Origin of the sequence: Kribbella sp. ALI-6-A, assembly GCF_001984195.1 — a bacterium.
Lineage (GTDB): Bacteria > Actinomycetota > Actinomycetes > Propionibacteriales > Kribbellaceae > Kribbella.
In genome coordinates this window covers 49688-72223 of sequence record NZ_MTQN01000011.1, presented here as the reverse complement: position 1 = coordinate 72223, position 22536 = coordinate 49688, and the positions used below count along the sequence as shown (strand labels likewise).

Annotated in this window: 25 protein-coding genes; 10 read left to right on the top strand and 15 right to left on the bottom strand. The window is 69.7% G+C overall.

Annotated elements, in window-relative coordinates:
- Window positions 1–8 precede the first annotated feature (8 nt).
- The gene (locus tag BWI15_RS20935) at window positions 9–494 is read left to right on the top strand and encodes an OsmC family protein (RefSeq protein WP_077016186.1); all 486 of its coding nucleotides are present in this window, start codon (window positions 9–11) and stop codon (window positions 492–494) included.
- Here the strand turns inward: BWI15_RS20935 and BWI15_RS20930 are convergent.
- The 3 genes from BWI15_RS20930 to BWI15_RS20920 all read right to left on the bottom strand — a co-directional run bounded on the left by BWI15_RS20930 (window position 454) and on the right by BWI15_RS20920 (window position 2164).
- Complete coding sequence (locus BWI15_RS20930) at window positions 454–765, bottom strand: MazG nucleotide pyrophosphohydrolase domain-containing protein (protein WP_237771388.1); 312 nt, start codon at window positions 763–765, stop codon at window positions 454–456. The two genes, BWI15_RS20935 and BWI15_RS20930, sit on opposite strands and share 41 nt — an antisense overlap.
- 92 nt (window positions 766–857) lie before the next feature.
- Complete coding sequence (locus BWI15_RS20925) at window positions 858–1709, bottom strand: hypothetical protein (protein WP_237771387.1); 852 nt, start codon at window positions 1707–1709, stop codon at window positions 858–860.
- Window positions 1706–2164, bottom strand: a complete 459-nt coding sequence (locus BWI15_RS20920; protein ID WP_077016185.1) for an Lrp/AsnC family transcriptional regulator — start codon at window positions 2162–2164, stop codon at window positions 1706–1708. Before BWI15_RS20920 ends, BWI15_RS20925 begins: the two co-directional genes overlap by 4 nt.
- A gap of 94 nt (window positions 2165–2258) precedes the next feature.
- Between BWI15_RS20920 and BWI15_RS20915 the strand changes: the two genes are divergently transcribed.
- Entirely contained in the window at window positions 2259–3101 is an 843-nt protein-coding gene (locus tag BWI15_RS20915; protein ID WP_077016184.1) for an LLM class flavin-dependent oxidoreductase, read from the top strand.
- Complete coding sequence (locus BWI15_RS20910; RefSeq protein WP_077016183.1) at window positions 3098–3523, top strand: nucleoside deaminase; 426 nt, start codon at window positions 3098–3100, stop codon at window positions 3521–3523. Before BWI15_RS20915 ends, BWI15_RS20910 begins: the two co-directional genes overlap by 4 nt.
- A 34-nt stretch (window positions 3524–3557) precedes the next feature.
- Here the strand turns inward: BWI15_RS20910 and BWI15_RS20905 are convergent, their stop codons facing one another.
- From BWI15_RS20905 to BWI15_RS20895, 3 genes are all read right to left on the bottom strand, one after another.
- Complete coding sequence (locus BWI15_RS20905; RefSeq protein ID WP_077016182.1) at window positions 3558–4460, bottom strand: LppU/SCO3897 family protein; 903 nt, start codon at window positions 4458–4460, stop codon at window positions 3558–3560.
- A gap of 151 nt (window positions 4461–4611) precedes the next feature.
- Window positions 4612–5559 carry a helix-turn-helix transcriptional regulator gene (locus BWI15_RS20900; protein ID WP_077016181.1) on the bottom strand — a complete coding sequence of 316 codons (948 nt, stop codon included), beginning with the start codon at window positions 5557–5559 and terminating at the stop codon, window positions 4612–4614.
- A 42-nt stretch (window positions 5560–5601) separates the two neighbouring features.
- Window positions 5602–6720: a winged helix DNA-binding domain-containing protein gene (locus tag BWI15_RS20895; RefSeq protein WP_077016180.1), complete on the bottom strand. Its 1119-nt coding sequence runs from the start codon at window positions 6718–6720 to the stop codon at window positions 5602–5604.
- An 83-nt stretch (window positions 6721–6803) separates the two neighbouring features.
- Between BWI15_RS20895 and BWI15_RS20890 the strand changes: the two genes are divergently transcribed.
- Window positions 6804–7289 (top strand): glycosyltransferase, encoded by a 486-nt coding sequence (locus BWI15_RS20890; RefSeq protein WP_077016179.1) that lies wholly within the window; start codon window positions 6804–6806, stop codon window positions 7287–7289.
- A 4-nt stretch (window positions 7290–7293) separates the two neighbouring features.
- Window positions 7294–8100, top strand: coding sequence for a MerR family transcriptional regulator (locus BWI15_RS20885; protein WP_077016178.1), 807 nt, complete (start codon window positions 7294–7296; stop codon window positions 8098–8100).
- Here BWI15_RS20885 and BWI15_RS20880 read toward each other — a convergent pair.
- Window positions 8091–8711 carry a histidine phosphatase family protein gene (locus tag BWI15_RS20880; protein ID WP_077016177.1) on the bottom strand — a complete coding sequence of 207 codons (621 nt, stop codon included), beginning with the start codon at window positions 8709–8711 and terminating at the stop codon, window positions 8091–8093. The two genes, BWI15_RS20885 and BWI15_RS20880, sit on opposite strands and share 10 nt — an antisense overlap.
- 30 nt (window positions 8712–8741) lie before the next feature.
- Here BWI15_RS20880 and BWI15_RS20875 point away from each other — a divergent pair, with 30 nt between their 5' ends.
- The gene (locus tag BWI15_RS20875) at window positions 8742–9293 is read left to right on the top strand and encodes a TIGR03086 family metal-binding protein (protein WP_077016176.1); all 552 of its coding nucleotides are present in this window, start codon (window positions 8742–8744) and stop codon (window positions 9291–9293) included.
- Window positions 9290–10135, top strand: coding sequence for a phosphotransferase (locus tag BWI15_RS20870; RefSeq protein WP_202817702.1), 846 nt, complete (start codon window positions 9290–9292; stop codon window positions 10133–10135). Before BWI15_RS20875 ends, BWI15_RS20870 begins: the two co-directional genes overlap by 4 nt.
- Window position 10136: 1 nt before the next feature.
- Here BWI15_RS20870 and BWI15_RS20865 read toward each other — a convergent pair whose 3' ends face one another.
- From BWI15_RS20865 to BWI15_RS20830, 8 genes are all read right to left on the bottom strand, one after another.
- Window positions 10137–10850 carry a VOC family protein gene (locus BWI15_RS20865; RefSeq protein ID WP_077016175.1) on the bottom strand — a complete coding sequence of 238 codons (714 nt, stop codon included), beginning with the start codon at window positions 10848–10850 and terminating at the stop codon, window positions 10137–10139.
- An 80-nt stretch (window positions 10851–10930) separates the two neighbouring features.
- Window positions 10931–11512, bottom strand: coding sequence for a dihydrofolate reductase family protein (locus tag BWI15_RS20860; RefSeq protein ID WP_077016174.1), 582 nt, complete (start codon window positions 11510–11512; stop codon window positions 10931–10933).
- A gap of 68 nt (window positions 11513–11580) precedes the next feature.
- Window positions 11581–12420, bottom strand: coding sequence for a helix-turn-helix domain-containing protein (locus BWI15_RS20855; protein ID WP_237771386.1), 840 nt, complete (start codon window positions 12418–12420; stop codon window positions 11581–11583).
- 73 nt (window positions 12421–12493) lie between these two features.
- Window positions 12494–13723 (bottom strand): RNA polymerase sigma factor, encoded by a 1230-nt coding sequence (locus BWI15_RS20850; protein WP_077016172.1) that lies wholly within the window; start codon window positions 13721–13723, stop codon window positions 12494–12496.
- Between the two features lie 166 nt (window positions 13724–13889).
- A complete protein-coding gene (locus BWI15_RS20845; protein ID WP_077016171.1) occupies window positions 13890–14786 on the bottom strand; it encodes an RNA polymerase sigma-70 factor in 897 nt (298 codons plus the stop codon).
- A 23-nt stretch (window positions 14787–14809) separates the two neighbouring features.
- Complete coding sequence (locus tag BWI15_RS20840) at window positions 14810–16027, bottom strand: NAD(P)/FAD-dependent oxidoreductase (RefSeq protein ID WP_077016170.1); 1218 nt, start codon at window positions 16025–16027, stop codon at window positions 14810–14812.
- 66 nt (window positions 16028–16093) lie between these two features.
- Entirely contained in the window at window positions 16094–16996 is a 903-nt protein-coding gene (locus BWI15_RS20835; protein ID WP_083750914.1) for a phosphotransferase family protein, read from the bottom strand.
- Between the two features lie 69 nt (window positions 16997–17065).
- Entirely contained in the window at window positions 17066–19225 is a 2160-nt protein-coding gene (locus BWI15_RS20830) for a penicillin acylase family protein (RefSeq protein ID WP_143465760.1), read from the bottom strand.
- A gap of 223 nt (window positions 19226–19448) precedes the next feature.
- On the opposite strand from BWI15_RS20830, the gene BWI15_RS20825 reads away from it, so the two are divergent.
- The 3 genes from BWI15_RS20825 (at window position 19449) to BWI15_RS20815 (ending at window position 22470) form a co-directional block, all read left to right on the top strand.
- The gene (locus tag BWI15_RS20825; protein WP_077016169.1) at window positions 19449–19850 is read left to right on the top strand and encodes a hypothetical protein; all 402 of its coding nucleotides are present in this window, start codon (window positions 19449–19451) and stop codon (window positions 19848–19850) included.
- Between the two features lie 129 nt (window positions 19851–19979).
- Complete coding sequence (locus BWI15_RS20820) at window positions 19980–21005, top strand: phosphotransferase family protein (RefSeq protein ID WP_237771385.1); 1026 nt, start codon at window positions 19980–19982, stop codon at window positions 21003–21005.
- Between the two features lie 508 nt (window positions 21006–21513).
- Window positions 21514–22470 (top strand): tyrosine-type recombinase/integrase, encoded by a 957-nt coding sequence (locus BWI15_RS20815; RefSeq protein ID WP_077016168.1) that lies wholly within the window; start codon window positions 21514–21516, stop codon window positions 22468–22470.
- Window positions 22471–22536: the final 66 nt, after the last annotated feature.

The following is a 22536-nucleotide window of genomic DNA, read 5'->3' as shown; positions in this document are numbered from 1 at the left end:
ATTTCTGGATGGGCGACGAGTCTCTGCGGCAGGTCCACTTCGAGCGCACGCAGAACAGCAAGTACCTGGTGCACAACCGGCGCGGCGGCACGTTGCCGGTCGGTTCGGGCGGACCGGACGACACCGACTTCACCCCGGTCGAGCTGCTGCTCGCCGCGATCGGTGCCTGCTCGGCGATCGACGTCGACGTGGTCACCAGCCGGCGCGCGGAGCCGACCGAGTTCCGCGCGGTGGTCAGCGGTGACAAGATCCGCGACACCGAGCAGGGCAACCGGCTGGAGAACCTCAAGGTCGAGTTCACCATCACCTTCCCCGAGGGGGAGGACGGCGACAAGGCGCGGGAGGCGTTGCCGCGGGCGGTGAAGATGTCCCACGACCGCCTGTGCACCGTGAGCCGCACGGTCGAACTGGGCACACCGGTGGCCCTCGACCTGAACGACGGCGAGCTGACGGTCAGCTCAGGTGATCGTCCAGCTGATCCATCGTCCGACTGAACGCGGTCTCCAGGTCGACGTCGTAGACGTCGGCCAGCACGAGCACCGACCACAGGCAGTCGGCCAGCTCGTGCGCGAACGCCTCGTCCAGGTCGTCGCGGGGGCGCACGCCCTCCTTGCCCTGGACGAGCTTCGCGAGATCGCCGACGTCGCCGAGGAAGCCGAGCATCAGCTCCTCCCGGCTCCACTCGCGGCCGTAGCGGTCGGTCTCCATCGCTGCGTACTTCCGGCGGACGTCGCGCGCCCGCGTCACCATCTCCGAGAACTCCACGCGCGGGACGCTACCCCTGGTCGGCGGGGGTGCAGGATCCCAGGGCGAACCGTCGCGCGAAGCCGGTGCTCGTGGTTGCCCGGGCGCGGCTCCTACCGATGCAGCGTGTGCCGCTGGAGTCTCCAGCCGGCGGTCCTCGTCGCCCGCAGCACCTCCGCGGCCGTCCGGACCTTGCGCGGCGTCATCCACGACTGCGACGGCTTGTGCAGCACCCAGCCGGCTCCGAGTGTGACGGCCGCGTGCTGCACCGCCCGATCAGCCGATCGCCACACCAGCACAGTCCCCGGTACGCCGTCACGCCCACCGCGCGTGGTCGACTCGTCCAGCCACCGGTCGAACGGCTCTCGTTGCATCCACTCCGACTCGGCGCCCTCGATCCCGGCCGCGGCCATCACCGTGCCGAAGCAGTTCGGCCCGCTGCCCTCCGGAAACGTCCCGGCCAGTTCGTGAGCCCGGGGGAGCAGCCGCTCGACCCCACGCCACACGTCCGCGCCGACCTTCGCGTGCCGGCTCACGCCGATCTCCCCGCTCACGATCCGCGGCAACAGCACCTCCGGGTCGCGCAGCAACGACTTCCACCAGACGAACCGGTGCCCGTCGGCCTGGTCCCGGATCTCGTCGCCGAGCACCTCGCGCCAGGCCCGCACCGCCGGTACGGCGCCCCGCTCGTGCACCACCTGCGCCCGGACCAGCCTCGCCCGGACCTTCCGCGGGTACGCCGAGAACGCGCTCTCCGGCAACCACGCACTCCGCAGCCGCCCGTCGACGGCGTACGAGTGGTAGGTGTCGCGCACCTGCGGATCCGGTTCCTCGTCGGACAGCGGCAACTCCCACTCGGCCGCCTGCCGGGCCGTCACGTAGAACGGCTGGCGGTCCGGCGCGAGCCAGTCCACCCAGCGGCGGAGGAGATCGTCGGAGAGCGCGATCCCGGCGACCTCGATCACGACATCGCCGGTGGGCCGAGTGGTCCGTGGTACGGCTGGGTCTCGGTGTAGACGAGGTTCGTCGTGGTCGAGCCGAACTCGGTCAGCTCGTTCACCAGATGCTCGAGGTGCGCCATCGATCCGGCCGCGACCTTCAGCAGATAGCAGTCGTCGCCGGTCGTTCGCAGGCACTCGAGGATCTCGACCCGCTCGGCCAGCAACCGGTGCAACGGCTCGTGCTTGTTGCCCGGGTACTTCAGCCGGACCACCGCCAGTACGGCGTACCCGGTCCTGCTCAGGTCGACCTGCGCGCGGTAGCCGCTGATCACGCCGGTCGACTCCAGCCGCTTCACCCGTTCGGTCGCCGCCGAGGCGCTCAGGTTCACCCGGCGGCCGAGCTCGGTCAGCGGCAGCCGGCCGTCGCGCTGCAGCTCGCAGAGGATGGCCCAGTCGGTCGGATCGAGACTCACGGTCATCCCGCCAAACTACCGGCAGATCCCCGGCGCGACCCCCGGATTTCCGCGAGCAATCCGTTCAGAACCGCCCCCTGCGCTGGCTAGCCTGAACGGCATGCGACTCGGCGTGAATGTTCCCAACTTCGGCCCCGGCGCGACCCCGGACCGGCTGCTCGCCTGGGCCCGGACGGTCGAGGGGCTCGGCTACGACTTGCTGATGATGTCCGACCACGTCGCCATCACTCCCGACGTGGCCGAGCAGTACCCGGCTCCGTTCTACGACCCGTTCACCACGTTGTCCTGGCTGGCGGGCCAGACCGGTACGATCCAGCTCGGGACCACCGTGCTGATCGCGCCGTACCGGCATCCGCTGCTGGTCGCGCGGATGGCGGCGAACCTGCACCAGCTCAGCGGCGGCCGCTTCGTGCTCGGCGTCGGCGTCGGCTGGGCGCCCCAGGAGTTCGAGGCCCTCGGCCTCGATTTCCGGCGCCGTGGGCGGGAGACCGACCAGCTGCTCGACGCGCTCGCGGCCGCCTGGCAGGACACCGGCGACTACGGCCCCGGCGGCATCCCGATCTGGGTCGGCGGCGTGAGCGACGCGGGACTGCACCGAGCGATCCGGTACGGCGCCGCGTGGCACCCGCTGCGTCAGACGATGGGCTGGCATCGCGCCGCCGCCGTCCGCCTCCGCGTGGCAGTCGACGAGCTGGGCGCGCCGGATCCCGGCTTCGTACCGCGGATCCTGCTCCGGCTCACCGACGAGCCGCAGCCCGACGCGACCCGGAAGGCCGGCGAAGGGTCGATCGACCAGATCTTCGCCGACCTCGAGGAACTGGAGCAGCTCGGCGCGCACACCGTCGTGCTGGACCCGTTCGTCGGTGACCCGGCCGAGACCGAACATCCCGAGATCGCTTGGCAGGCCCTGGCGACCGTCAAGGCAGGAATGGAGAAACGGTGACCACAGACGAGGACTTCCTGCGGCGCGCGATCGCGTTGTCGTCCGACGCCATCACCAGCGGCAATCCGCCGTTCGGCTCGCTGCTGGTCGGGCCGGACGGCACCGTGCTCGCCGAGGACCACAACACCTCGATCACCGAGAACGACATCAGCGCTCACCCCGAGCTGAAGCTGGCGCGATGGGCGGCGGCGAACCTGGACGCGGAGACGGCGGCCGGGACGACGATGTACACCAGTTGCCAACCGTGCGGGATGTGCGCCGGTGCGCTCGAACGCTCCGGCCTGGGCCGTGTGGTGTACGCGATGTCCGGTGACCAGGTGAACGCGCTCAAGCCCGGCGGCGGCTTCCTGCCGGTCCCGTCGGAGGGACCGTTGCTGCCGGAAGAGGCGAGCGCGGTCGCGGCGGAGTACTACAAGAGCTGACCGAGGTGGGGCCTGGGAGCCAGGCCCCACCGACTCATTTCGGTCCGAGGCAGAGCGTGTAGCCCGTCGCCCGGCGCTTCTCGGTGTAGGTCACCGTCGCGCCCTCGTACTGGTCGCACAAGCTGGAGACCGACGAGCTGACGCGGCCGAGCACCTTGTACTCCGCGTCGGGCGAGCCGCAGTCGACGACCTTCACGTCCGGGTCGCTGATCGTGCCGGCGTTCTTCACGCAGTCGCCGGCCTGGGCTTCGGACGAGGTCGTGGTGGTCAGGTTGCCGATCACGATTGCCGCGATCACGAGCACCGGCACCAGCAGGCCCAGGACGGCGGGGCGCTTGAACAGCGGCTTGCCCAGGTCCATCGGCCGGCCCGGCGCGCCCGGCGCGGGCTCGGGCAGCTCGTTGAACTTCTTCCACGGGCCGATGTTCGACAACATCACGAACGGATTGATGATCGCCGATCCGATGCCCCACCAGCCCTGCCACATGCTCTTGGCGGTCATCTCCCGCACGGTCGCGATGCCGCAGGTGCGGCAGAACGGGCCTTCGAGCTTGAGGAAACGCATCAGGATCAGCAGGCCCATGTGTCCGCGGACCGTGGCCTGCACCGCCGGGAACGACCCGCAGAACCGGCACTGCATCGCACCCATCGGCGCCGCCTGCGGCTGGAACTGCGGCTGGAACGGAGGCTGCCCGAACTGCTGACCCGGCTGCTGCCCCTGGTCGAACGGCTGCCCGTACGGCGCCTGCTGCGGCGGCGGGCCCTGGTACTCGTGCGGCTGACCCGGACCGGGAAGCTGCTGACCCGGCATCGGCTGGCCCGGCGGGACCGTGCCCGGCTGGCCGGCGTACTGCGGGAACTGCTCGGGCGGAGGACCGTAGCCGCCGGGCTGGGCCGGGTACGGGTTGTGGGGCGGTTGAGGGGGAGTGGTGGTCACGAGAACTTCCTGTGGCTCGCTCGGGGACAGCTTTGGGACAGATGGACCTTACTCACCACTGACGGTCAACCCAGCCGTCCCGGTTCCATCGGTGCCGGAACTTTGTCGCCCGCCAACCAGCCGTCACCGGCCGGTTCCGAACCGTGTTCGCTCAGCCCCCGTACCGGCTCACCAGTTCGGCGCCGAGACGAGCGAGTTCCTGTTGCACCGACGGCGGGTCGAGCACCTCGATCGACCCACCCCAGCCGGCCAGGTGCTGCGCGATCATCAGCGGCGTCGGCGCCGTGATCCGCGTCCGGACCCAGCCGTCGCCGGGGGACTCGAGCACCTCGCAGTGCCGGCCGAGCCGGTCCTGCATCACCCACAGGTGCCGCTCCCGCACCAGCACGGTCGCCGCCAGCAACGACCGGTTGTGCTCCATCTCGTCGACCACCTCGGCCCAGGCCGCCGACAGGTCGAAGTCGTCTGGGCGCTCGGCCGGTTCCTCGGTGACCGTTGCCTCCAGCACCCGATCGACACGGAACGTGCGTTGCCCGCGGTCCGTGCCCGCGATCAGGTACCAGACGTCGTCCTTGTCGATCAGCCCGAGCGGATCGACCAGCCGTTCCGACGGTGCCGTGCCCCGGCGCCCGGCGTACGTGAGCTGCACCTTGCGGCGCCGGACGACGGCGTGCTGCAGGTCGTTGACCAGCACCGGCCGGGCTTTGTCGCGCTCACCCCACCCGGCCGGATCGATCACCACCGCTTCGGCGGCCGCCTCGGCGTCACCGCGGAAGGTCTCCGGGAGAGCGCGCACCAGCTTTCTCAGTGCGGCCTTGGCCTCCGGCGCGATCGCGGCCGCGGGCCCGACCAGCAAGAACAACGCCTGCGCCTCGGTCGCGGTCAGACCGCTCAGGTCGGTGCGCGATCCACCCAGCAGCGACCAGCCGCCGTTGCGGCCGGGCTGCGGGTAGACCGGGATGCCGGCCGTCGACAGCGCCTCGAGATCGCGCCGCGCGGTGGCCACCGAGATCTCCAGCTCGGAGGCGAGCTCGGCAGCGGTCACCCGGCCCCGGGCCTGCATCAGCAACAGAGTCGCCACCAGTCGATCAGCGCGCATACCCGCCAGTGTCGCAGGCTAAGTGCTCACCAGCTGAGCACTTTACTGACCAGGCAACACCCGGGTGTCGCCCGCCGGAAGGTGCTTCCACCAGTGGTCGTAGCGCCGGTAGACCCGGGGATCGCGCTCTCTCAGCATCGCGAACAGCTCCCGCGCCTCACCCTTCAACGCCTTCCAGACGCCGGCCGGGAGGCGCTTGAACGCGGTCGCCTCGATCCCGTCCTCGACCGGTCGCCACACCCCGGCGACGTACCCGTCGACCAGCAGCGTCGGCAGCAGGTCGCCGTTGGTCCGCGTGATCACCGTCTTGTACTCCGGCGGCACCACCCGCCCGCGGTCGTCGTACGCGAGCAGCACGCTGTCCCACATCGCCATCAACCGCGGCGGCACCGGCAGGTCCTCGTCCGGCCGCGCGCCACCCGGTACGTCGTACAGGAGCTGGCCGTCCGGCCCTTCGAGCTCCTCCAGGTCGAGTGCCGCGATCGCTGTCTTCACCCGGCCGCGCTGCACCTTCACGAACTGCGCGATGTCGGCGACCGTCGCCGGCCCGAAGCCCTCCAGGTACCGCCGGGTCAGCACCTCCAGCCCGCGCAAGGGATCGGCCGGGCTGCTCGGCGCCGCGACGAACGCGGGCCGCTGCCCGAACGACCACGGCCCACCGGTCGGTGCGTGCAGCAACGGCGCCACCGCGCGCATCGCCCACCACAGCTCCGTCGCCCCCGTGCCCAGCCGCTCGTGCAGCCACGCCTCGAACTCCGCGCCGCTGCGAGGCTCCGACGCGTACGCCGCCAGTTCGGTCGCCACGGCCTGCGCCTCGGCACTGGTCAGCCCGCCCGCCGCGAACGCCGCCTGGAACCGCGTCCCGTCCATCATCGGCACGATCGCCGCCCGGAACTCCGGATGCTCGTCGCAGTGCACGGCGTGCAGCGTCATCCGCATCAACGTCGCCTTCACCACCAGCCCGTTGCCGAAGGCCGCGTCCAGCTCGTGCGGATCGAAGCCCGCCACCCGGTTGAACAGCGCGACGTACGGCGAGGCCGGGTGCTGTGCCTGCACCGCGACCACCCGCCGTACCGCGTCGGCCACCCCGATCGGTTCCCGCTCCACCAGCAGCTGCCGCACCATCGACGCGCGATTCAGCGCCCGTGCCGTGACCGTCATCCGCAGATTGCATCACGAACCCCGGGCGCGACGAGGGTTTTCGGTTTGACCCTGACGCGACGTCAGGCTCTTGCATGGACGCCATGAACGTATTCACCAGCCCGGTGCCGCTGCCGGGACCCGACGCCGTCGCGCCCGAGATCTACCGCGAGATCTACCCGATGCCGATGTTCACGATCGTCCCGACCGAGGATCTGGAGGTGTCCAAGGACTTCTGGATCCGTGGGCTCGGGTTCATCGACCTGTTCACCGCCCCCGGTCAAGTCACGCATCTGCGCCGCTGGGCGTTCCAGGACGTCTTGCTCGTGCCGGGACAAGCGCCGGCGAAAGCCCCTGGTCTCGCAACCAGTTTCTCGTGCGTACTCAGCCAGATCGACGAGATCGCCGCGCGCTGCGAGGAGCTGAGGCCCGGGTGCACCACCGAGCCGGAGATCAAGCCGTGGAACTCACTGGAGCTGACCGTGATCACCCCCGAGAACTCGCGCGTCGTGATGACCGCGGCGCGCCCGCACGACGCGGAGAGCACGGAACGCCTGCGGGCGATGGGCATCGTCGTACCGGCAGACTGAGAGCATGACGCGCGGTGCGGAGAGTTCGACCGTCGGGGGAGCGGCGGCGCTGGTCGGGATCAGCGTGCGCACGCTCCACCACTGGGACTCGATCGGCCTGGTCGTGCCCAGCGGCCGTACGCCGGCCGGCTACCGGGTCTACTCCGCCGCGGACATCGCGCGTATCCACCGCGTGCTCGTGTACCGCGAGCTCGGCATCCCGCTGGCGGACATCGCCCGGCTGCTCGACGACCCGGACACCGACCCGCAGGAGCACCTGCGCCGCCAGCGCACGCAACTCGCCGACCGCATCGACCGCCTGCAGACGATGCTGCAGGCGGTCGACCGGATGCTCGATGCCAGCGGCAAGGGAATCCAGCTCACCCCCGAGCAGCAGTCGGAGATCTTCGGCGCGTCCTGGCGGATCGACTGGGTCGAGGAAGCCGAGAACCGCTGGTCCGGCACCCCGCAGTGGGCCCAGTACGCCGACCGCGCCGCCACCCGGACCACCGCCGACTGGCAACACCTCGCCGCTGAGGTCAACGCGCTCAACGCCGACCTGGCCGCCGCCGTCCGCAACGGCGTGGCCCCCGGCTCACCCGAGGCCAATACGCTCGCCGAACGCCACCGCGCCGGCATCTCCCAGCACTTCGACTGCACCCACGCCATGCAGGTCTGCCTGGCCCGCAACTTCACTACCGACCCGGGTTACACCGAGTACTACGACGCTTTCCACCCCGGCCTCAACACCTGGCTGCAAGCCGCCATCAACGCCAACGCGCAGGCCCACGGCGTGGACCCCGCCACCGCCACCTGGCCCGATCAAACCTGAAGCGCCGCCGCGAACCCGGTCCACCGCACCTCGACCGGCAAATGCGCCAGATCGTTGAACACCACCAACTCAGCAGGCCGCCTCGGCGCGTAGCGGATCACGGTCAACCCGGCGTTCGCATGGTTCAGGCCGATCCACCGCCACGCGGGCGCTCCCAGCGCCTCCCGCACGAGCCATGCGATCAGGAAGTTGTGGGTGATCACCAGCTCGTGCCGGGGCTGCGTGCCGTCGACCGCGCCGGTGAACAGCTCGACTGCCTCACGCGCCAGCACTGGACCGGCGGCGCGTTCCTCCGCCGTGAACCCCTCGAGCCAGCTCAGAGTCTCGTCGGCCGACTCTTCCGGCAACTCGTCCCACTCGGGGGCGTACGGGCAATAGTCGCCCGCGGCCGGCGACGTACGGACGGGAACGCCGGCGAGCTGCTGGCCGACCAGCTGAGCGGTCTCGGCGGCTCGAGCCAAGGGACCGTGGTGGATCGCCGACAATGGCACCTTGCTCAGTCGCTTGCCGAGCAGTACGGCTTGACGACGTCCCGCGGCGGTCAAGCGGGTCTCGTCAGCCGACGCGTGGCCGTGGCGGGCGAGATAGAGGTGCCGAGTCGTAGGAGACATCCAGGGAGCATTTCAGATACACCTGTTCCCATGGATCTGCTGCCACTGGCGACTGTCGACTTTCTCGGACGGGTGTCGGCTGTGCCGGAGGACGGCTGGGACCGGGACACGCCGTGTGGCATCAGCGTGCGCGAGGTGGTCGATCACGTCGTGGCCGGCAACCTGTTCGCCGTACGGCTCCTGGGTGGAGCGTCCGCGGCGGAGGCGACCGCCGGACTCGGCGAAGGCCATCTGGGCGACGATCCGGTCGCCGCGGTGCGGGCGACGGGCGAGGACCAGCTGAAGGCCTTCCAGGAAGCTGACCGGTCAGCCGTGCTGCACCACCCGAGCCGAGACATCGACTACGACACCTTCGTACGGTTCCGGCTCGGTGAACTGGTCGTGCACGGCTGGGACCTGAGCGTCGGCGCGGGCCTCGACACCACGCTGCATCTGCTGCTGGTCGAGGGGTTGTGGGAACTGGTCGAGCCCCATCGCGACGACATGCGCGCGATGGGAGCCTTCGGCGCGGGCGCCAGCGGGCGCGAGTACGCCTCGCTCCAGGACAAGCTGCTGGACGCCTACGGACGGGTGCCCGCGTGACGTCGCTGACGGCCCGCCAGCGGGAACTGCTGGACCAGTGGATGCCACACGCCCGCATCGTTCGCGATCTCAGCTGGGGACTCGTCGGTACGACGGTGCTGCTGCTCGACCACCAAGGACAGCGGTACGTCGCCAAGGCGGGCGACGAGCAGGACACCCACCTGGCCCGCGAACTCCAGGCGCACCGCGACTGGCTCGAGCCGTGGACGTCGATCCACCGCGCTCCGGAGCTCGTCCACGGCGACAGTGACGCCAAGCTGCTCGTGACGCGCTACCTGCCGGGCGAACTGGTCGAAGGCACCGACCACGAGCGGCGTCCCGAGACCTACCGCCAGGCCGGCCAGTTGCTCGCGCTGCTGCACGAGCAGTTCGCGATCGAGGACCAGGACTTCGAGGCAACCGAACAACTCCGCTCGCTCGGCTGGCTGGCCAAGCCCCATCGGATCCCACCGGCCACGGTCGAAAAGCTGCGCGCGGAGGTCGAGTCCTGGCCGACCCCGCCCAGCGTCCTCGTCCCGACCCACGGGGACTGGCAGCCGCGCAACTGGCTGATCCACGAAGGGACAGTGAGTGCGATCGACTTCGGCCGGGCCGGCCTGCGTCCAGCCTGGACGGACTTCGGCCGGCTCGCCGCGCAGCAGTTCCGCCGCGACCCCGCACTGGAGGCCGCCTTGCTCGACGGCTACGGCGGCGACCCGCGCGATCCCGAGGCCTGGCACCGCCTGGCCGTCCGTGACGCCATCAGCACCACGGTCTGGGCGTACCAGGTCGGCACCGAGGTCTACGAGCAGCAGGGCCACCGCATGATCGCCGAGGTCCTCGAGTCGCTCACCAGGACCTGAGCTACGAGCCGGCCACCACGCGGAACTCGTTGCCGTCGGGATCGGTCAGCTCCACGCCGCCGTCCACGTCCCCGACGAGAGTCGCCCCGAGCGCGACCAGCCGGTCGGCCTCGGTCCGCACGTCACCACCGGCCAGGGGAGCGAGCTCGAACTGCAGCCGGTTGCGCCCCTTCTTCTCCCCGTACGGCGGGCCGCCCCACGACACCTTCGACCCGCCGCGCGGCGACTGAATCGCGGTCTCCTCGTCCTGATCCCACACCAGTGGCCAGTCCAGCGCCTTGCTCCAGAAGTACCCGACCTCCTGCGAACCGTCGCTCGACACCGCCCCGATGGCCCCGGTGTCGGTCAGGAAGTTGTTGCCCGGCTCGATCACACAGAACTCATTGCCCTCCGGATCCGCGAGCACCACGTGGAGGTCCTCCGGCAGCTGCCCGACGTCGTGGTGCCGGCCGCCGAGTTCGAGCGCCCGCGCCACAGTCTCCTGCTGCTGCTCGAGCGTGGCACTGGTCAGATCGAAGTGCATCCGGTTCGGGCCCCACTTCTCGTTCGGCACCGGCAGGAACCGCAACCGGAACCCCAGCTCGTCCTTCGGCAGCAGCACCCGTCCACCACTCGGGTCGTCGGCGACCTCCAGGCCGAGCACACCACCCCAGAACCGCGCGAGCCGGTCCGGGTCGTTCGCGTCGAAGCACAGCGCTTGCAGCCGGGTCGTCATCCCGCCACGCTAGGCCGCTGGTTCTCGGCGCCGCAACGCGTTAATTCGCAGCGGAATTCTTCGCCCACCCACTCAGAAAGTCAGCGACGCACCTGATAGCGCAGGTGAAGCACCCGGTTGCCCTGAATCATCGCGTCGGGATCCTCCAGCAGGTGCTGCGCGTCGACCGACCCGAAGTAGCGCTTGCCGGACCCCAACACGACCGGTACGACGTCCATACGCACCTCGTCGACCAGGCCCGCGGCCAGCGCCTGGCCACCGACGTCGCCGGCGGCGACCTCGACCACGCGGTCACCCGCAAGCTCCTGCGCCTTGGCCACGGCTGCCTCGACGCCGTCGACGAAGTGAAACGGCGCCGTGGGGTCCCAGCCCTCGGGCTGCGGCCGGTGCGTCACGACGACCACGTGATCGATCCCGCCTGGAGGCTTGCCGTCCCAGCCGTCTGTGAGGTCGAAGACGTGGCGCCCGGCGATGGTCACCCCGATCTGGTCCCAGTACGCCCGGGTGTAGTCGTAGGACGTCTGTGACACCTTCGCCACGCCACTGTCGTCCAACGGGACGTCACCGCTGGTCAACCATTCGAACAGCGGTCCGGGCTGGTCGTTCTCGTCCGCGACGAAACCGTCCACCGACACCGATGCGTACATGACCACTTTGCCCACGGGACTCTCCTCTGTTTTCGGGGTGCCCTGAGACTAGTGTTCTCGTGAGCGGTCGCTCTTGTAAGAAATCAATCGGCCGGCAGCGGCCAGCCGTCCAGCACGTGGCCGGGATGTTCGCGCAGGAACCGCCGCCGGACTTCGACGTACCGGGTCGGCGTGTACCCGGTGAACGCCCGGAACTCGTGGCCGAAGTGGGCCTGGTCGAAGTAGCCCGCGCCGGCGGCGAGGTCGCCCCAGTCGACCGGTCCGGCGGGGTCGATCGCGAACACGGTGGCGGTGAAGCGGTGGGTGCGGGCCAGCCGCTTCGGCGTGACGCCGATGAGCTCCTTGAACCGCTGTGCCAGATGCGTGGTGCTGACACCGGCGGCCGCGCTCAGGTCGCCGATCGCCACCGCCCCGCCGGTCGCCTCGATGACGCTGCTCGTATGGCGAACCAGCGCCAGTCCGGGGGTCTCGCACAGCCGCCGCATCAGCTCCTCCTCGAGCAGCGTCAGCATCTCGTGCGCTCCGTCCGCCGTAGCCAGCCGGTCTCGCAGCTCAGCAACGGCGGGTCGGCCCCAGACCTGTTCCAGCGTCACCGGCCGGTCACACAGCTCGGCCGCGGGCATCGGCACGAACGGTGCCGCGCCCCACGGCTTGAAGTGCACGCCGACGGACCGGGTCGGGAGTGGGTAGCCGAACTCCAGCGCGCGGGTGGGCATGGTGACCACGCAGCCGTCGGCGTACTCGGCCGTGTCGACGTCGGTGCCGCCGCGGATGCGGAACGGCGCCCCGAGGTTGACGATGAGCAGCGCCGACGGCGACGGCGGCAGCATCAGCCGGGCGTACGGCGGCGCACCCTCCAGGTAGTAGAGGTCGTCGATCAGCCCGTCCAGCGGCGGTCGCGGCACTCTGGACACGTACTCCACAACCACAGCATGGCCGACGCCCCGCCGGTATGGAACACCACCCGTTGAGCCTCGCGGCAGGGGAGCGGCTCAACTACCCCAGCTGGTCGCGGCGGCGGGTCAGGTACGCGACTTCTGCCGTGTTGCCCGCCAGCTCGATCGCCTTGCCGTACGCCGCGCGCGATTCCTGACTGCGTCCCATCCGACGCAGCAGGTCGGCACGGGTCGCGTGGTAGGCGTGATAGCCGGCCAGCTTGCCGTCGAGAGCGTCGACGGCCGCCAGCGCCACCTCCGGGCCGTCGAGCTCGGCGACCGCGATGGCCCGGTTCAGCGCGACGATCGGCGTGGGGTCGACCCGGATCAGTTGGTTGTAGAGAGCAACGATCTGCGACCAGTCGGTGTCACGCACGTCGCGCGCGGAGGTGTGCACGGCGTTGATCGCGGCCAGGATCTGGTAGCGCCCCGGCGCTTGCCCGGCGGCGAGACGCTCGCGGACCAGCCGATGGCCCTCGGCGATCATCGCGGCGTCCCAGGCACCGCGGTCCTGCTGGTCGAGGGACACCAGTTCGCCGCTCGCCGAGATCCGCGCCGGACGCCGCGCTTCGGTGAGCAGCATCAGCGCCAGCAACCCGGCCACCTCACCGTCGTGCGGCAGCAGGCCGCGGATCAGGCGAGTCAGCCGGATCGCCTCGGCGGTCAGCTCGTGACGCACCGGATCCGTGTCGGGCCCGGTCGCCAGGTAGCCCTCGTTGAAGACCAGGAACAACACAGCCAGTACGCCGGACACGCGGGCCGGCAGATCCTCCGCGGCCGGCACCCGGTAGGGAATCCGCGCCGCCTTGATCTTCGCCTTCGCCCGGGTGATCCGCTGACCCATCGCGGTCTCCTGCACCAGGAACGCCCGCGCGATCTCCGGCACGGTCAAACCACCGACCATCCGCAGCGTCAGCGCCACCCGCGTCTCCATCGCCAGCGCCGGATGACAGCAGGTGAAGATCAGCCGGAGCCGCTCGTCGTCGACGGCGCCGAGCGGCTCCGGCGGGACGTCGTACTCCATCTGAGCCTCCTTCTGCTTGTCCCCGCGCTTGCTCTCCCGCCGCAGCCGGTCGATCGCCCGGCGGTTCGCGGTGGTCGTCAGCCAGGCACCCGGATTGGGCGGTACGCCGTCGGCCGGCCACCGCTCGACGGCCGTCGCGAACGCTTCGGCCGCGGCCTCCTCGGCGACGTCGAGATCCCCGAACCGCCGGGCCAGCGAAGCGACGACGCGCGCCCACTCCGCGCGATGAACCTGGGTGATCGCCTCGTGGACGTCGAGCTCGCTCACCGGAACGGCCGCGTCCTGTCATCGATCACGGACACCAGATACCGCATCTCAGCTCGTCTCCTGGATCTCGGATGTCGTCGGTCTGTCCCCTTGATTACAGCTTCCACGAACGGCGAAGGCCCGATCCGACACGGGCGGCCCTGTCGTTGGAGTGTCCACCTCCACCTCAAGACCGGATCAGGGGAGTCTCGGTCCCAACGCGGGTCAGCTTCTCCGGGTTGCGGACGTAGTACATCCCCGCGACCCGAGAGTGCTCGACCCGCAGCGCGAGCACGCCGTCGACGACACCGTCCACCTGCAGGAGTATCGCCGGGTTGCCGTTGACCACGGTGAGATCGCCGGACAGCGCCGTGCCGCTCTTGCCCACGCCACCGGAGACGTACCGGATCACGCGCTCCGCGCCGACGATCGGGTGCAGAGCGGCGCGCTTGAGACCGCCGCCGTCGGTCACCAGGACGACGTCCGGCGCGAGCACGTCGAGCAGACTCCGGAAGTCGCCGGTCGTGAGCGCCTGCCGGAACGACTCCGCCACCGCCTGCGCCTCCGCGCGCGTGACCGACGCGCGCGGACGCCGCGCCTCGACGTGCCGCCGGGCGCGGCTCGCGATCTGCCGCACGGCCGCGGGAGTCTTGTCCACGGCCGCCGCGATCTCGTCGTACTCGAAACCGAAGGCCTCGCGCAGCACGAACACCGCACGCTCGGTCGGCGACAGCGTCTCCAGCACCATCATGATCGCCATCGACACGCTCTCGGCCAGCTCGACGTCGTCGGCGACGTCCGGTGCGGTGAGCAACGGCTCGGGCAGCCACGGCCCGACGTACGACTCCTTGCGGCGCTTCATCGTGCGCAGCCGGTCGAGCGCCAACCGGGTCGTGACCCGGACCAGGAAGGCCCGGTCGTCGCGCACCTGCTCCCGGTCGACCTTCATCCACCGCAGCCAGGCTTCCTGCAGCACGTCCTCGGCATCGGTGGCCGACCCGAGCATCTCGTACGCCACGGTGAACAGCAGGTTGCGGTGGGCAACCAAACTCTGCGTCGCCGGGTCGATCGTGTTGTCACTCATCGAGTCGCTCCTGGTTCCCTCGATCAGGCAACCGTACGGGAACCCGGCGCCGCGACAGGCAGCTCGCTCAGTTTCTGCCGGCGCTTGTTGTCCTTGAACCTCCAGGTGAAGGTCCCGGGCTTGCGCGCCTCCTTGCCCAGCTCCTCGGTGAGCAGCCCGTACGAGCTCGACTTGATCTTGTGCGCCAGCGGGCCACCAATCGAGAAGCGGTTGGCGACGTCGCTCATCGAGGCGAGCTGGACGATCGCGGTGTGGCGGCCCAGCGCGAAGCACTGGAACCCCGTGCCGATGTTGACCTCCTTCGGCTGCCGGTTCTCCAGCCGTGCCAGGATCGTGTCCGCGGCGTACGCGCCCAGCGGACGCGCGGTCGCGCAACTGGCCCGGAACGGTACACCGGAGGGCGACGCCGAGTCGCCGGCGGCGAGGATGCGGTCGCTGTCGACACTGGTCAGCGTCTCGTCAGTGAGCAGCCGGCCGGTGTCGTCGGTGCTCAGGCCGCTGCGCCGCGCGAGGTCCGGTACGGAGAAGCCGGCGGTCCAGATCGTCACGTCACTCGTCAGCCGGCGTCCGTCCTGGAGCTGGACCGCGTCGCGGGACACCGCGGTCACCGTGGCGCCTTCACCGACAACCACGGTCACGCCCAGCTTGGCGAGGCGCTTGGCGAACTTGCGTCGGATCTTCGGGTGGACGTAGGGGCAGAGCACCTTGCCACACACCAGCGTCACCGCGCGGCCCTGCTCGGCCAGCTCGCACGCGACCTCGATGCCGGTCGCCCCGGACCCGACGACCGTGACCGGGGCGGACGACGGCGTGGCGTCGAGAACCTCCCGCAGCCGGGTCGCGGCCTCCAGGTTGGCGACCGGGTAGGCGAACTGCTCGGCGCCGGGGATGCTCGACAAGTCGAAGCTTCCGCTGCCGGGCGCGTAGACCAGATAGTCGTACGAGAGTGTGTCGCCGCTCGCCAGGGTCACGGTCCGTCCGGCGGCGTCGATGCCGGTCGCGCTGTCGACGACCAACTGGATTCGCTCGGACAGGATCTCCCGGTAGTCCACGACCGGTGCGGGTTCTCCGGCGACGTGCTGGTGCAGGCGCAGCCGCACCACGAAGTCCGGCCGCGGGTTGACCAGCGTCACGGTGACGTCGTCGCGCTGAGTCAGGCGGTTGGCCGCCATCACCCCCGCGTACCCGCCGCCGATCACGACGACGTCGGTCGTCGGGGTGTTCACGCTGTTCGTTGTCATGCCGTCTCCTTGGATGAGGTGGATACGGCATCAAGACGCCGGCCGGGCGCGTCCTGTGACAGGTGGTCAAGAGTTCGTGCAGCGGGCAATCACGTCCACGCAGCGCGCGAACTGAGCCGGCGAAGCCGGGTTCTTCCACGCGAGCATCTCGAGTGTCCAGTCGATGGCGAACGCCGGCGTGAAGCCGGCAGCCGCCGACTCGGGATCGGCGACCCGCGCGTAGCCGCGGCGCAGCAGGTCCGAACGGTCGTGCAAGGGCGCGCCGGCCGACACCTCCCACCGGGCGAGGTCGAAGGCCGGCGACGCGGGCCCGGCGAACTCCCAGTCGATGACGCCGACGACCGTCCCGTCGTGGACCAGGAGGTTCTTGGGCAGAAAGTCGCCCTGGGCAAGCGACAACGGGGGAGCGGGACGGGTCGTCACCTCCCGGCGCAGGAAGTCGGCCCCACGCTCGACGACCGCGGCCGCGGCTGGGTCGAGAGTCTCCGCGACGATGCGCGAGATCTTGGCCACGGCGTCTTCGTCCGGCAGCCGTAGCTCGTGCCGGATACCGCGCCCGGCGTACGGCGTCACGCTGTGGACCCGCGCCAGGATCTCGCCGGCGTCCAGGACCAGGCGCTCGAGCTCAGTGGCAGGCAGAACGCCGACGAGCTCGTCGAGGGAACGGCCCGGCAGGAACCGTTGGACCGAGAACGAGAGCAACTCGCCCTCGTGGTCGAGGTGCTCGAGGCCGAGCACCTCGGCCGTGGGAACGCCTGCCTCACGCGCCTGCGCCATCAACTGCGCCTCGTCGACGAACCACGACGCGTCCTGACGCGCGATCCGCACGACCACGGTGAGATCGCCGGTGAGCTCGGCCCGGTAGGTCTCGTTCATCCCGCCACCGGCGAGAGGAACGAGACGCTCGACGTCGCGACCGCAGACGGACCGCACCGCCGAGTCGATCAGCGGGCGAGGCGTTGTCACCATCCGCCAAGTCTCACTGAGCGATCCACCGCGCGGCATCTGCATTTCGGCCGGTAGGGGAGTGACGCGCTGTTACCGCCCCGGTCGGTAGCTGCGTTCGATGTGGCCTTCGAGCTCGTCGGGGTGGAAGTACACCGGCCGCAGGTTGCCGGAGGCGTAACGCCCGGCCTGGTCGTTGAAGTGAGGGGAGTCGGGGTGGCCGCTCACGCCGCCCGCGGTCACGGCCCAGGCACGCAGCCTCGGGCCGAACTCCACGACGGCGACAAAACTGTTGCCGCTGGTGCCGTAGTACCGCTTCGTTCCCGGATAGCGTCGGGCGCCGAACGACGCGAGCGAACCCCACTGGGCGGAGGTGAACGGGACGGGCGTGCTGGGTTTCGCGTCGTCGAAGGTCTGGACGATCGCGCCGTCGTTGCGCTGGAACCGGTTGATCTGTCCCCAGGGAACCTGCCAGCTGCCGAAGTCCTGCGTCAGCCGGTCGACCGCCTGCTGCAGCGCCGTCAGCCGTTGCGCGTCGGTGGCGCGCTCGGCCAGGTAGTCCCACATCGACATCCCGGCGTCCCTCGCCGCCAGCGCCAGCGGTGCCCACAGCGCCTCGCCCCAGAACACGGCCAGCGAGGTCGCGGCGGAATCGGCGCTCCAGCGGTGGTCCCAGCGGCGCAGCAGCCGGATCGGACCGGCCAGCCTCGTCTTGGCGGGGTCGCGCTCGGGCAGCTGGTCCCACGCCGCGACCAGGCCCGGTACAAGCCGGGCGAAGGCGGTCAGGTACGGGTCGAACGCCGCGTCGATCAGCGTCTGCGGGGTGAAGTCGTCCCGCGCGGTGAGGACGCGGATCGCTTGCGGCCCGCGGGGGTTCTCGCCGGCCTGGTCGAAGTACCGCGGATAGTCGGCCGCCTTCGGGCTGTCCGCACCGGCCGCGGTCCACGGCCAGTTGTTCGTGTTGAACGTCCAGCCGTTGTTCGGGTTCACGACCTGGGGGAGACTGCGCAGGCTGTGCTCGCCGCGCCAGTCGGTCGCCGGGTCACTGCCGTCGACGGGCTTGCGGTAGTCGAAACGGTCGTCGCGGACCGGCATGAACTGCGGCATCAGGAACGCGATCTCGCCCTTGGAGTCCGCGAACAGCGTGTTGTTCGAGCTGTTGGCCTTGAAGCCGGCCACCTGGATGAAGTCCCGGTAGTCCCGCGCCTTGGTGCGCAGGAAACTCTGCTGCAGCGCCGCGACCGGCCGGTTCATCAGGGCGAACGCGATCCACCGGCCGTCCGCCTCGCGCACGATCGGGCCGTGATGTGTGGCGTAGGTGGTGAAGCTGCGCTTCGCCAGTACGCCGTCGGCAGTGCGGTACGACAGCGTGATGGTCTTCGTCGTCACCGGCCGCAGCGCGTCGCCGTACCGGTAGAACCGGCGGCCGCCGGCCCCGGTGACGATCGTCTCGGCGAACTCGTCCACGTTGTCGACGCCGCTGGAGGTGTGCATCCAGCCGGCGTGCGCGTTGAAGCCCTGATAGATGAAGAACTGCCCCCACGTCGCCGCGCCGTACACGTTGAGCCCCTCGTCGCTTGTGACGTGCTGCTCGGCGCGGAAGAAGAAGCTGGTGTGCGGGTTGATCAGCAGCAGCGCCCGGCCGTCGCGGGTGTGGCTCGGCGCGATCGCGAACCCGTTCGAGCCCTTCGGCTCGGCGAACAGCAGCCCACGCTCCGCCTCGGTCATCGGGAGCTGGCGCAGACTGTAGAACGCTTCGAGCTGGGAGAGTGGTACTCGCTCGATGTCGCCGCCGATGCTGCCTTCGGAGAAACTCAGCGCCATCCACGGCTCGAACCGCTTGATCACCCGGGGGAGTACGTCGGGGTGCGTGGCGAGGTAGTAGTTCAGCCCGTCCGCCCAGGCCTGCATCAGCTTGCGCAACCACGCCGGACACTTCACCCAGTCGCGCTTCAGGTCCTCGTGATCGACGAACAGCCGCTGCCGCAGGTCCTGCCAGATCGCGCTCTCACCCTGGGCCTCGGCAAGCCGCCCGAGGCTGACCAGGTAGTTGTTCTCGATCCGATTGAAGTCGTCCTCGGCCTGGCTGTAGATCATCCCGAACACCGCGTCGGCGTCGGTCCGGCCGGAGACGTGGGGGACACCCCAGTCGTCGCGGGTGATCCGGACACGTGCTGCCTGCCGGCGCCAGCGCGCGAGCTCGGGCCCGCCGTGAGTGGGCGCCGCGGCGGCGCTGCAGGGGAGCGTCGTCACGACGGCAGCTCCAGCAGCCAGGCCAGCCGCTCCGCCCAACACGTGCCGTCGACTCGGGGCCCAGGTTCTGCGCGTCGTTCAAGAGTTGCTCCAGTCTCTCGCGGGGGCGGCCGCAGCCGACGCTAGGTGCCTGGAGTGATGATGGCAATACGTGGCGTGCACATTGGATACGCCGAAGGATCCTGACATGAGTCCGATCTGTCGACCGTGAGACCGTTCGTTGGTGTCCTTCGACGTGCACCTCCAGCGGTTCCGTGACGGCGACGCTGGCCGCGGTGGCGGCGAGCAAATGCGCGACGTCCTTCGGCCATTCGTTGTGCGCGAGGAGCCCGAGCACCACCTTGCGGTCGTCGAGTACGGCGGTGGGACAGCGGATGTCTACCTCGATGGAGACCACATGATGGTCAGCCGCGTCTTGGGTGATCAGCCTTGGGACCTTCTCGTAGAAGGAGCTCGGGCAGCCGACTGGGTGATCCTCCCCGTCGGATGTCCGACCTGCATCACCGACGAGGAGCAACGCGGACACCTGCCGGACGGCCTCGACAAAGATGTAGCTCTGATCTCGTCAGGAGTCGAACTGCTTCGAGTGATCCGCGACAACGGGGGATCGTCGCGTGACAGATGAGCCCGTGATGGGCCGGCTGATGGGCATCTACCGTTGAGCGCGCGGGGGAGTCGGGCGCGTGTTTCGAGCGCCCGCCGCCTGGCAGCGTGGTTCGCGGTTCTGTGCGGTTGAGGTCGCTACGTTGATACCTTGTCAGCCGTTCTGAGGAGCACCGCGATCACCCGATCAACACCGTTCGTCGACGAGCCGGCTACCGATCCGGTGCTGCTGAGAACGCTGGCGGCCGCTGGTCTGCCGGCCACCGGGCGCTTCATTTCCAAGGCCGGCTGGGTCAGCCGCGTGTGGGTCGGCGACGAATACGTCGTACGACTGAACAACGACGGACGATTCCGCGACGCGTATCGCCACGAGGCCGCAGTGGTCAACCTACTCGCCGGCAGCGAGGTCCCGCATGCCCGACTCATCGCTCACGGCGACGGCCCGGACGGGCCGTGGTACATCTCCGAACGCCTGCCCGGCCAAACCCTGTACGACGCATGGCCGACGGCGGACCCGCACACGCGCCAAGCAATGATCGAGAGCCTCGGTGCTGCGTTGCGCGCACTTCACCGAGTTCCTGTTCCGGCCGACCTGTTGCCGCCGTGGCTGGCCGGCGCACTCGCCGGCAAACCGTGGCCTGCGTTCCACCCGCCCGTGGTGAGCGCGACACTCCAGCAGGTGGAGGCTGCCCGGCGACTGCCAGATCATGACTCGCGCCTGCTCGCGGACGTCGCCGATTGGGTCGAGGAGCGGCTGGCGTTGTTCGCCGCCGACGAACCCGTCCTGGTCCATGGTGATCTCCATGGGTCCAACGTGATCGTCGACCAAGGACGCGTCACCGGTCTCATCGACTTCGCGGAGGCGCTGGCGCAGCCCGCGGACGTCGAGCTCGACACCATCCTGCGGTGGTGCGCGAGGGCGCGAGAGTTCCCACCCACGCCCGACGAACGCGGGCTCGACGAGGCGACACTCACAGAGGTGCCCGGATGGTTACACGGGGCGTATCCGGAGCTGTTCGAACGCGAGCAACTGCGCGAGCGGTTGAACTTCTATGACATGTACGTGGAGCTCGCGCTCTACGCCCACCATCCGCAGCCTGACGTCCGCGAAGGGGCGCAACATCGCATCGATCGCCTGCTTGCCGGCCACAACCACCTAGAGGCACTCATCTGGTAGGGGGTCGCCTCGGTGACGACTAGTTGACATAATGTCCATTATCGGCGCATTGGATGGGAGTCTGGAGAGAGGCTGCTGGAGGGGTTCGAAGACGGCTGTGATGCCGTGCGTACGACGTCTGCGTGACGCATGTGCATGACCTCTGCGTGGTCTAGCGCGCAGCGACCAGGTGGGCGTGGTGTCTCAGCTCGTCGCTTGAGATCGTCTGGATGTTGGCCTGACGGATTCGCTGGTTGCTTGTCGTCGATCTTCTCGGCGGGCCGAAATGGCGACAAACAGCTTGTGAGTGCGCCGGCAGGCAGTTCGTGCGGTGTCCAGGGTTGGCCTGGATGGCTCAGAGCGCACCTGCGGCCGGCTGAGATCGACCGGCCGAATGTTGTCCCCCGGGGCTGGGCACAGCCCCTTCTGGAGACGTTGTTTCATGCATAATCACCATTATGCATGAGAGATAGTTGCTGACGGCAACAACACAGGAGACTGTCGGTGGCGTGCGGTAGGAATGGCGCCCATGAAGGTGCTCGAAGCTCAGGCCGCGTTCTTCGCCGCGCGGCGGCCGCGTAAGGACTCTCCGCACACCACCGACGCCTATCGACGCGACCTGGCCGGGATCACCGCGCTGCTGACCGACGACCCCGAGCAGCTCGAGGTCGAGCAACTCACCGCGCAGGCATTGCGGACGGCGTTCGGTGCGTTCGCCGACGGGCACGCGAAGAGTTCGGTTCTGCGAGCCTGGTCGACCTGGAACCAGTTCCTCACCTTCTGCGTGTCCGACGGACTGCTCGCGGGCAACCCGATGGGTGCGGTCGCGCGGCCGAAGACCCCTCCCCTGTCCCCCAAGCCGTTGCGCGGCGAGGACACCCCGGAGAAGTTGCTCAAGGCAGCGGCCGACGGGACTCGCCGGGCGCGCGATCCCTGGCCGGAGCGTGATCTGCTGGTGATCGCCCTCGGACTGGTCGCCGGGCTCCGCTCGGCCGAGATGCGCTCGCTGACCACCGACTCGCTCGCCGGACGGCCCGGTGAGATGCGCCTGCACGTGCACGGCAAGGGCAGCCGCGACCGCTCGATCCCGGTCGAGCCGATCATGGAACGCATCATCGAGGCGTACGTCGAATCCTGCGCGCGCCGGTTCCCGAGCCGCCGCTTCAACCGGTCGGCCAAGCTGCTGCTCGACCGCAACGGCGACCCGATCGGCCGTGGCGGCCTGGAGTACCTGGTGAAGTCCTGCTACCGCTGGGCCGGGCTGCACGACCGCGTCCCGGTCGGCGCCAACCTGCACGCCCTGCGCCACACCTTCGCGACCCGGCTCGCCGAGGACGGCGCCACCGCCTCGGAGATCATGGCGCTGCTCGGACATGCCAGCCTCGCCACCAGCCAGAACTACATCGAAGCCACCGGCCGCGAACGCCGCGCCGCCACCGCGAGCAACCGCACGTACCAGAGCCTCGACAAGGTCCTCGATCCATAACCGGTCGGAGTCGCCGGGCAGATTGCTGGGCGATCGGTCCACTCAGCCGAGCAGCGCGGGAGGCGG

Coding starts and splice junctions, on each gene's coding strand:
- BWI15_RS20935 (WP_077016186.1), top strand. CDS start 9: ATGGGCGACGAGTCTCTGCGGCAGGTCCACTTCGAGCGCACGCAGAAC.
- BWI15_RS20920 (WP_077016185.1), bottom strand. CDS start 2,164: ATGACCGTGAGTCTCGATCCGACCGACTGGGCCATCCTCTGCGAGCTG.
- BWI15_RS20915 (WP_077016184.1), top strand. CDS start 2,259: ATGCGACTCGGCGTGAATGTTCCCAACTTCGGCCCCGGCGCGACCCCG.
- BWI15_RS20900 (WP_077016181.1), bottom strand. CDS start 5,559: ATGCGCGCTGATCGACTGGTGGCGACTCTGTTGCTGATGCAGGCCCGG.
- BWI15_RS20895 (WP_077016180.1), bottom strand. CDS start 6,720: ATGACGGTCACGGCACGGGCGCTGAATCGCGCGTCGATGGTGCGGCAG.
- BWI15_RS20890 (WP_077016179.1), top strand. CDS start 6,804: ATGAACGTATTCACCAGCCCGGTGCCGCTGCCGGGACCCGACGCCGTC.
- BWI15_RS20885 (WP_077016178.1), top strand. CDS start 7,294: ATGACGCGCGGTGCGGAGAGTTCGACCGTCGGGGGAGCGGCGGCGCTG.
- BWI15_RS20880 (WP_077016177.1), bottom strand. CDS start 8,711: ATGTCTCCTACGACTCGGCACCTCTATCTCGCCCGCCACGGCCACGCG.
- BWI15_RS20875 (WP_077016176.1), top strand. CDS start 8,742: ATGGATCTGCTGCCACTGGCGACTGTCGACTTTCTCGGACGGGTGTCG.
- BWI15_RS20865 (WP_077016175.1), bottom strand. CDS start 10,850: ATGACGACCCGGCTGCAAGCGCTGTGCTTCGACGCGAACGACCCGGAC.
- BWI15_RS20845 (WP_077016171.1), bottom strand. CDS start 14,786: ATGAGTGACAACACGATCGACCCGGCGACGCAGAGTTTGGTTGCCCAC.
- BWI15_RS20840 (WP_077016170.1), bottom strand. CDS start 16,027: ATGACAACGAACAGCGTGAACACCCCGACGACCGACGTCGTCGTGATC.
- BWI15_RS20835 (WP_083750914.1), bottom strand. CDS start 16,996: ATGGTGACAACGCCTCGCCCGCTGATCGACTCGGCGGTGCGGTCCGTC.
- BWI15_RS20815 (WP_077016168.1), top strand. CDS start 21,514: ATGAAGGTGCTCGAAGCTCAGGCCGCGTTCTTCGCCGCGCGGCGGCCG.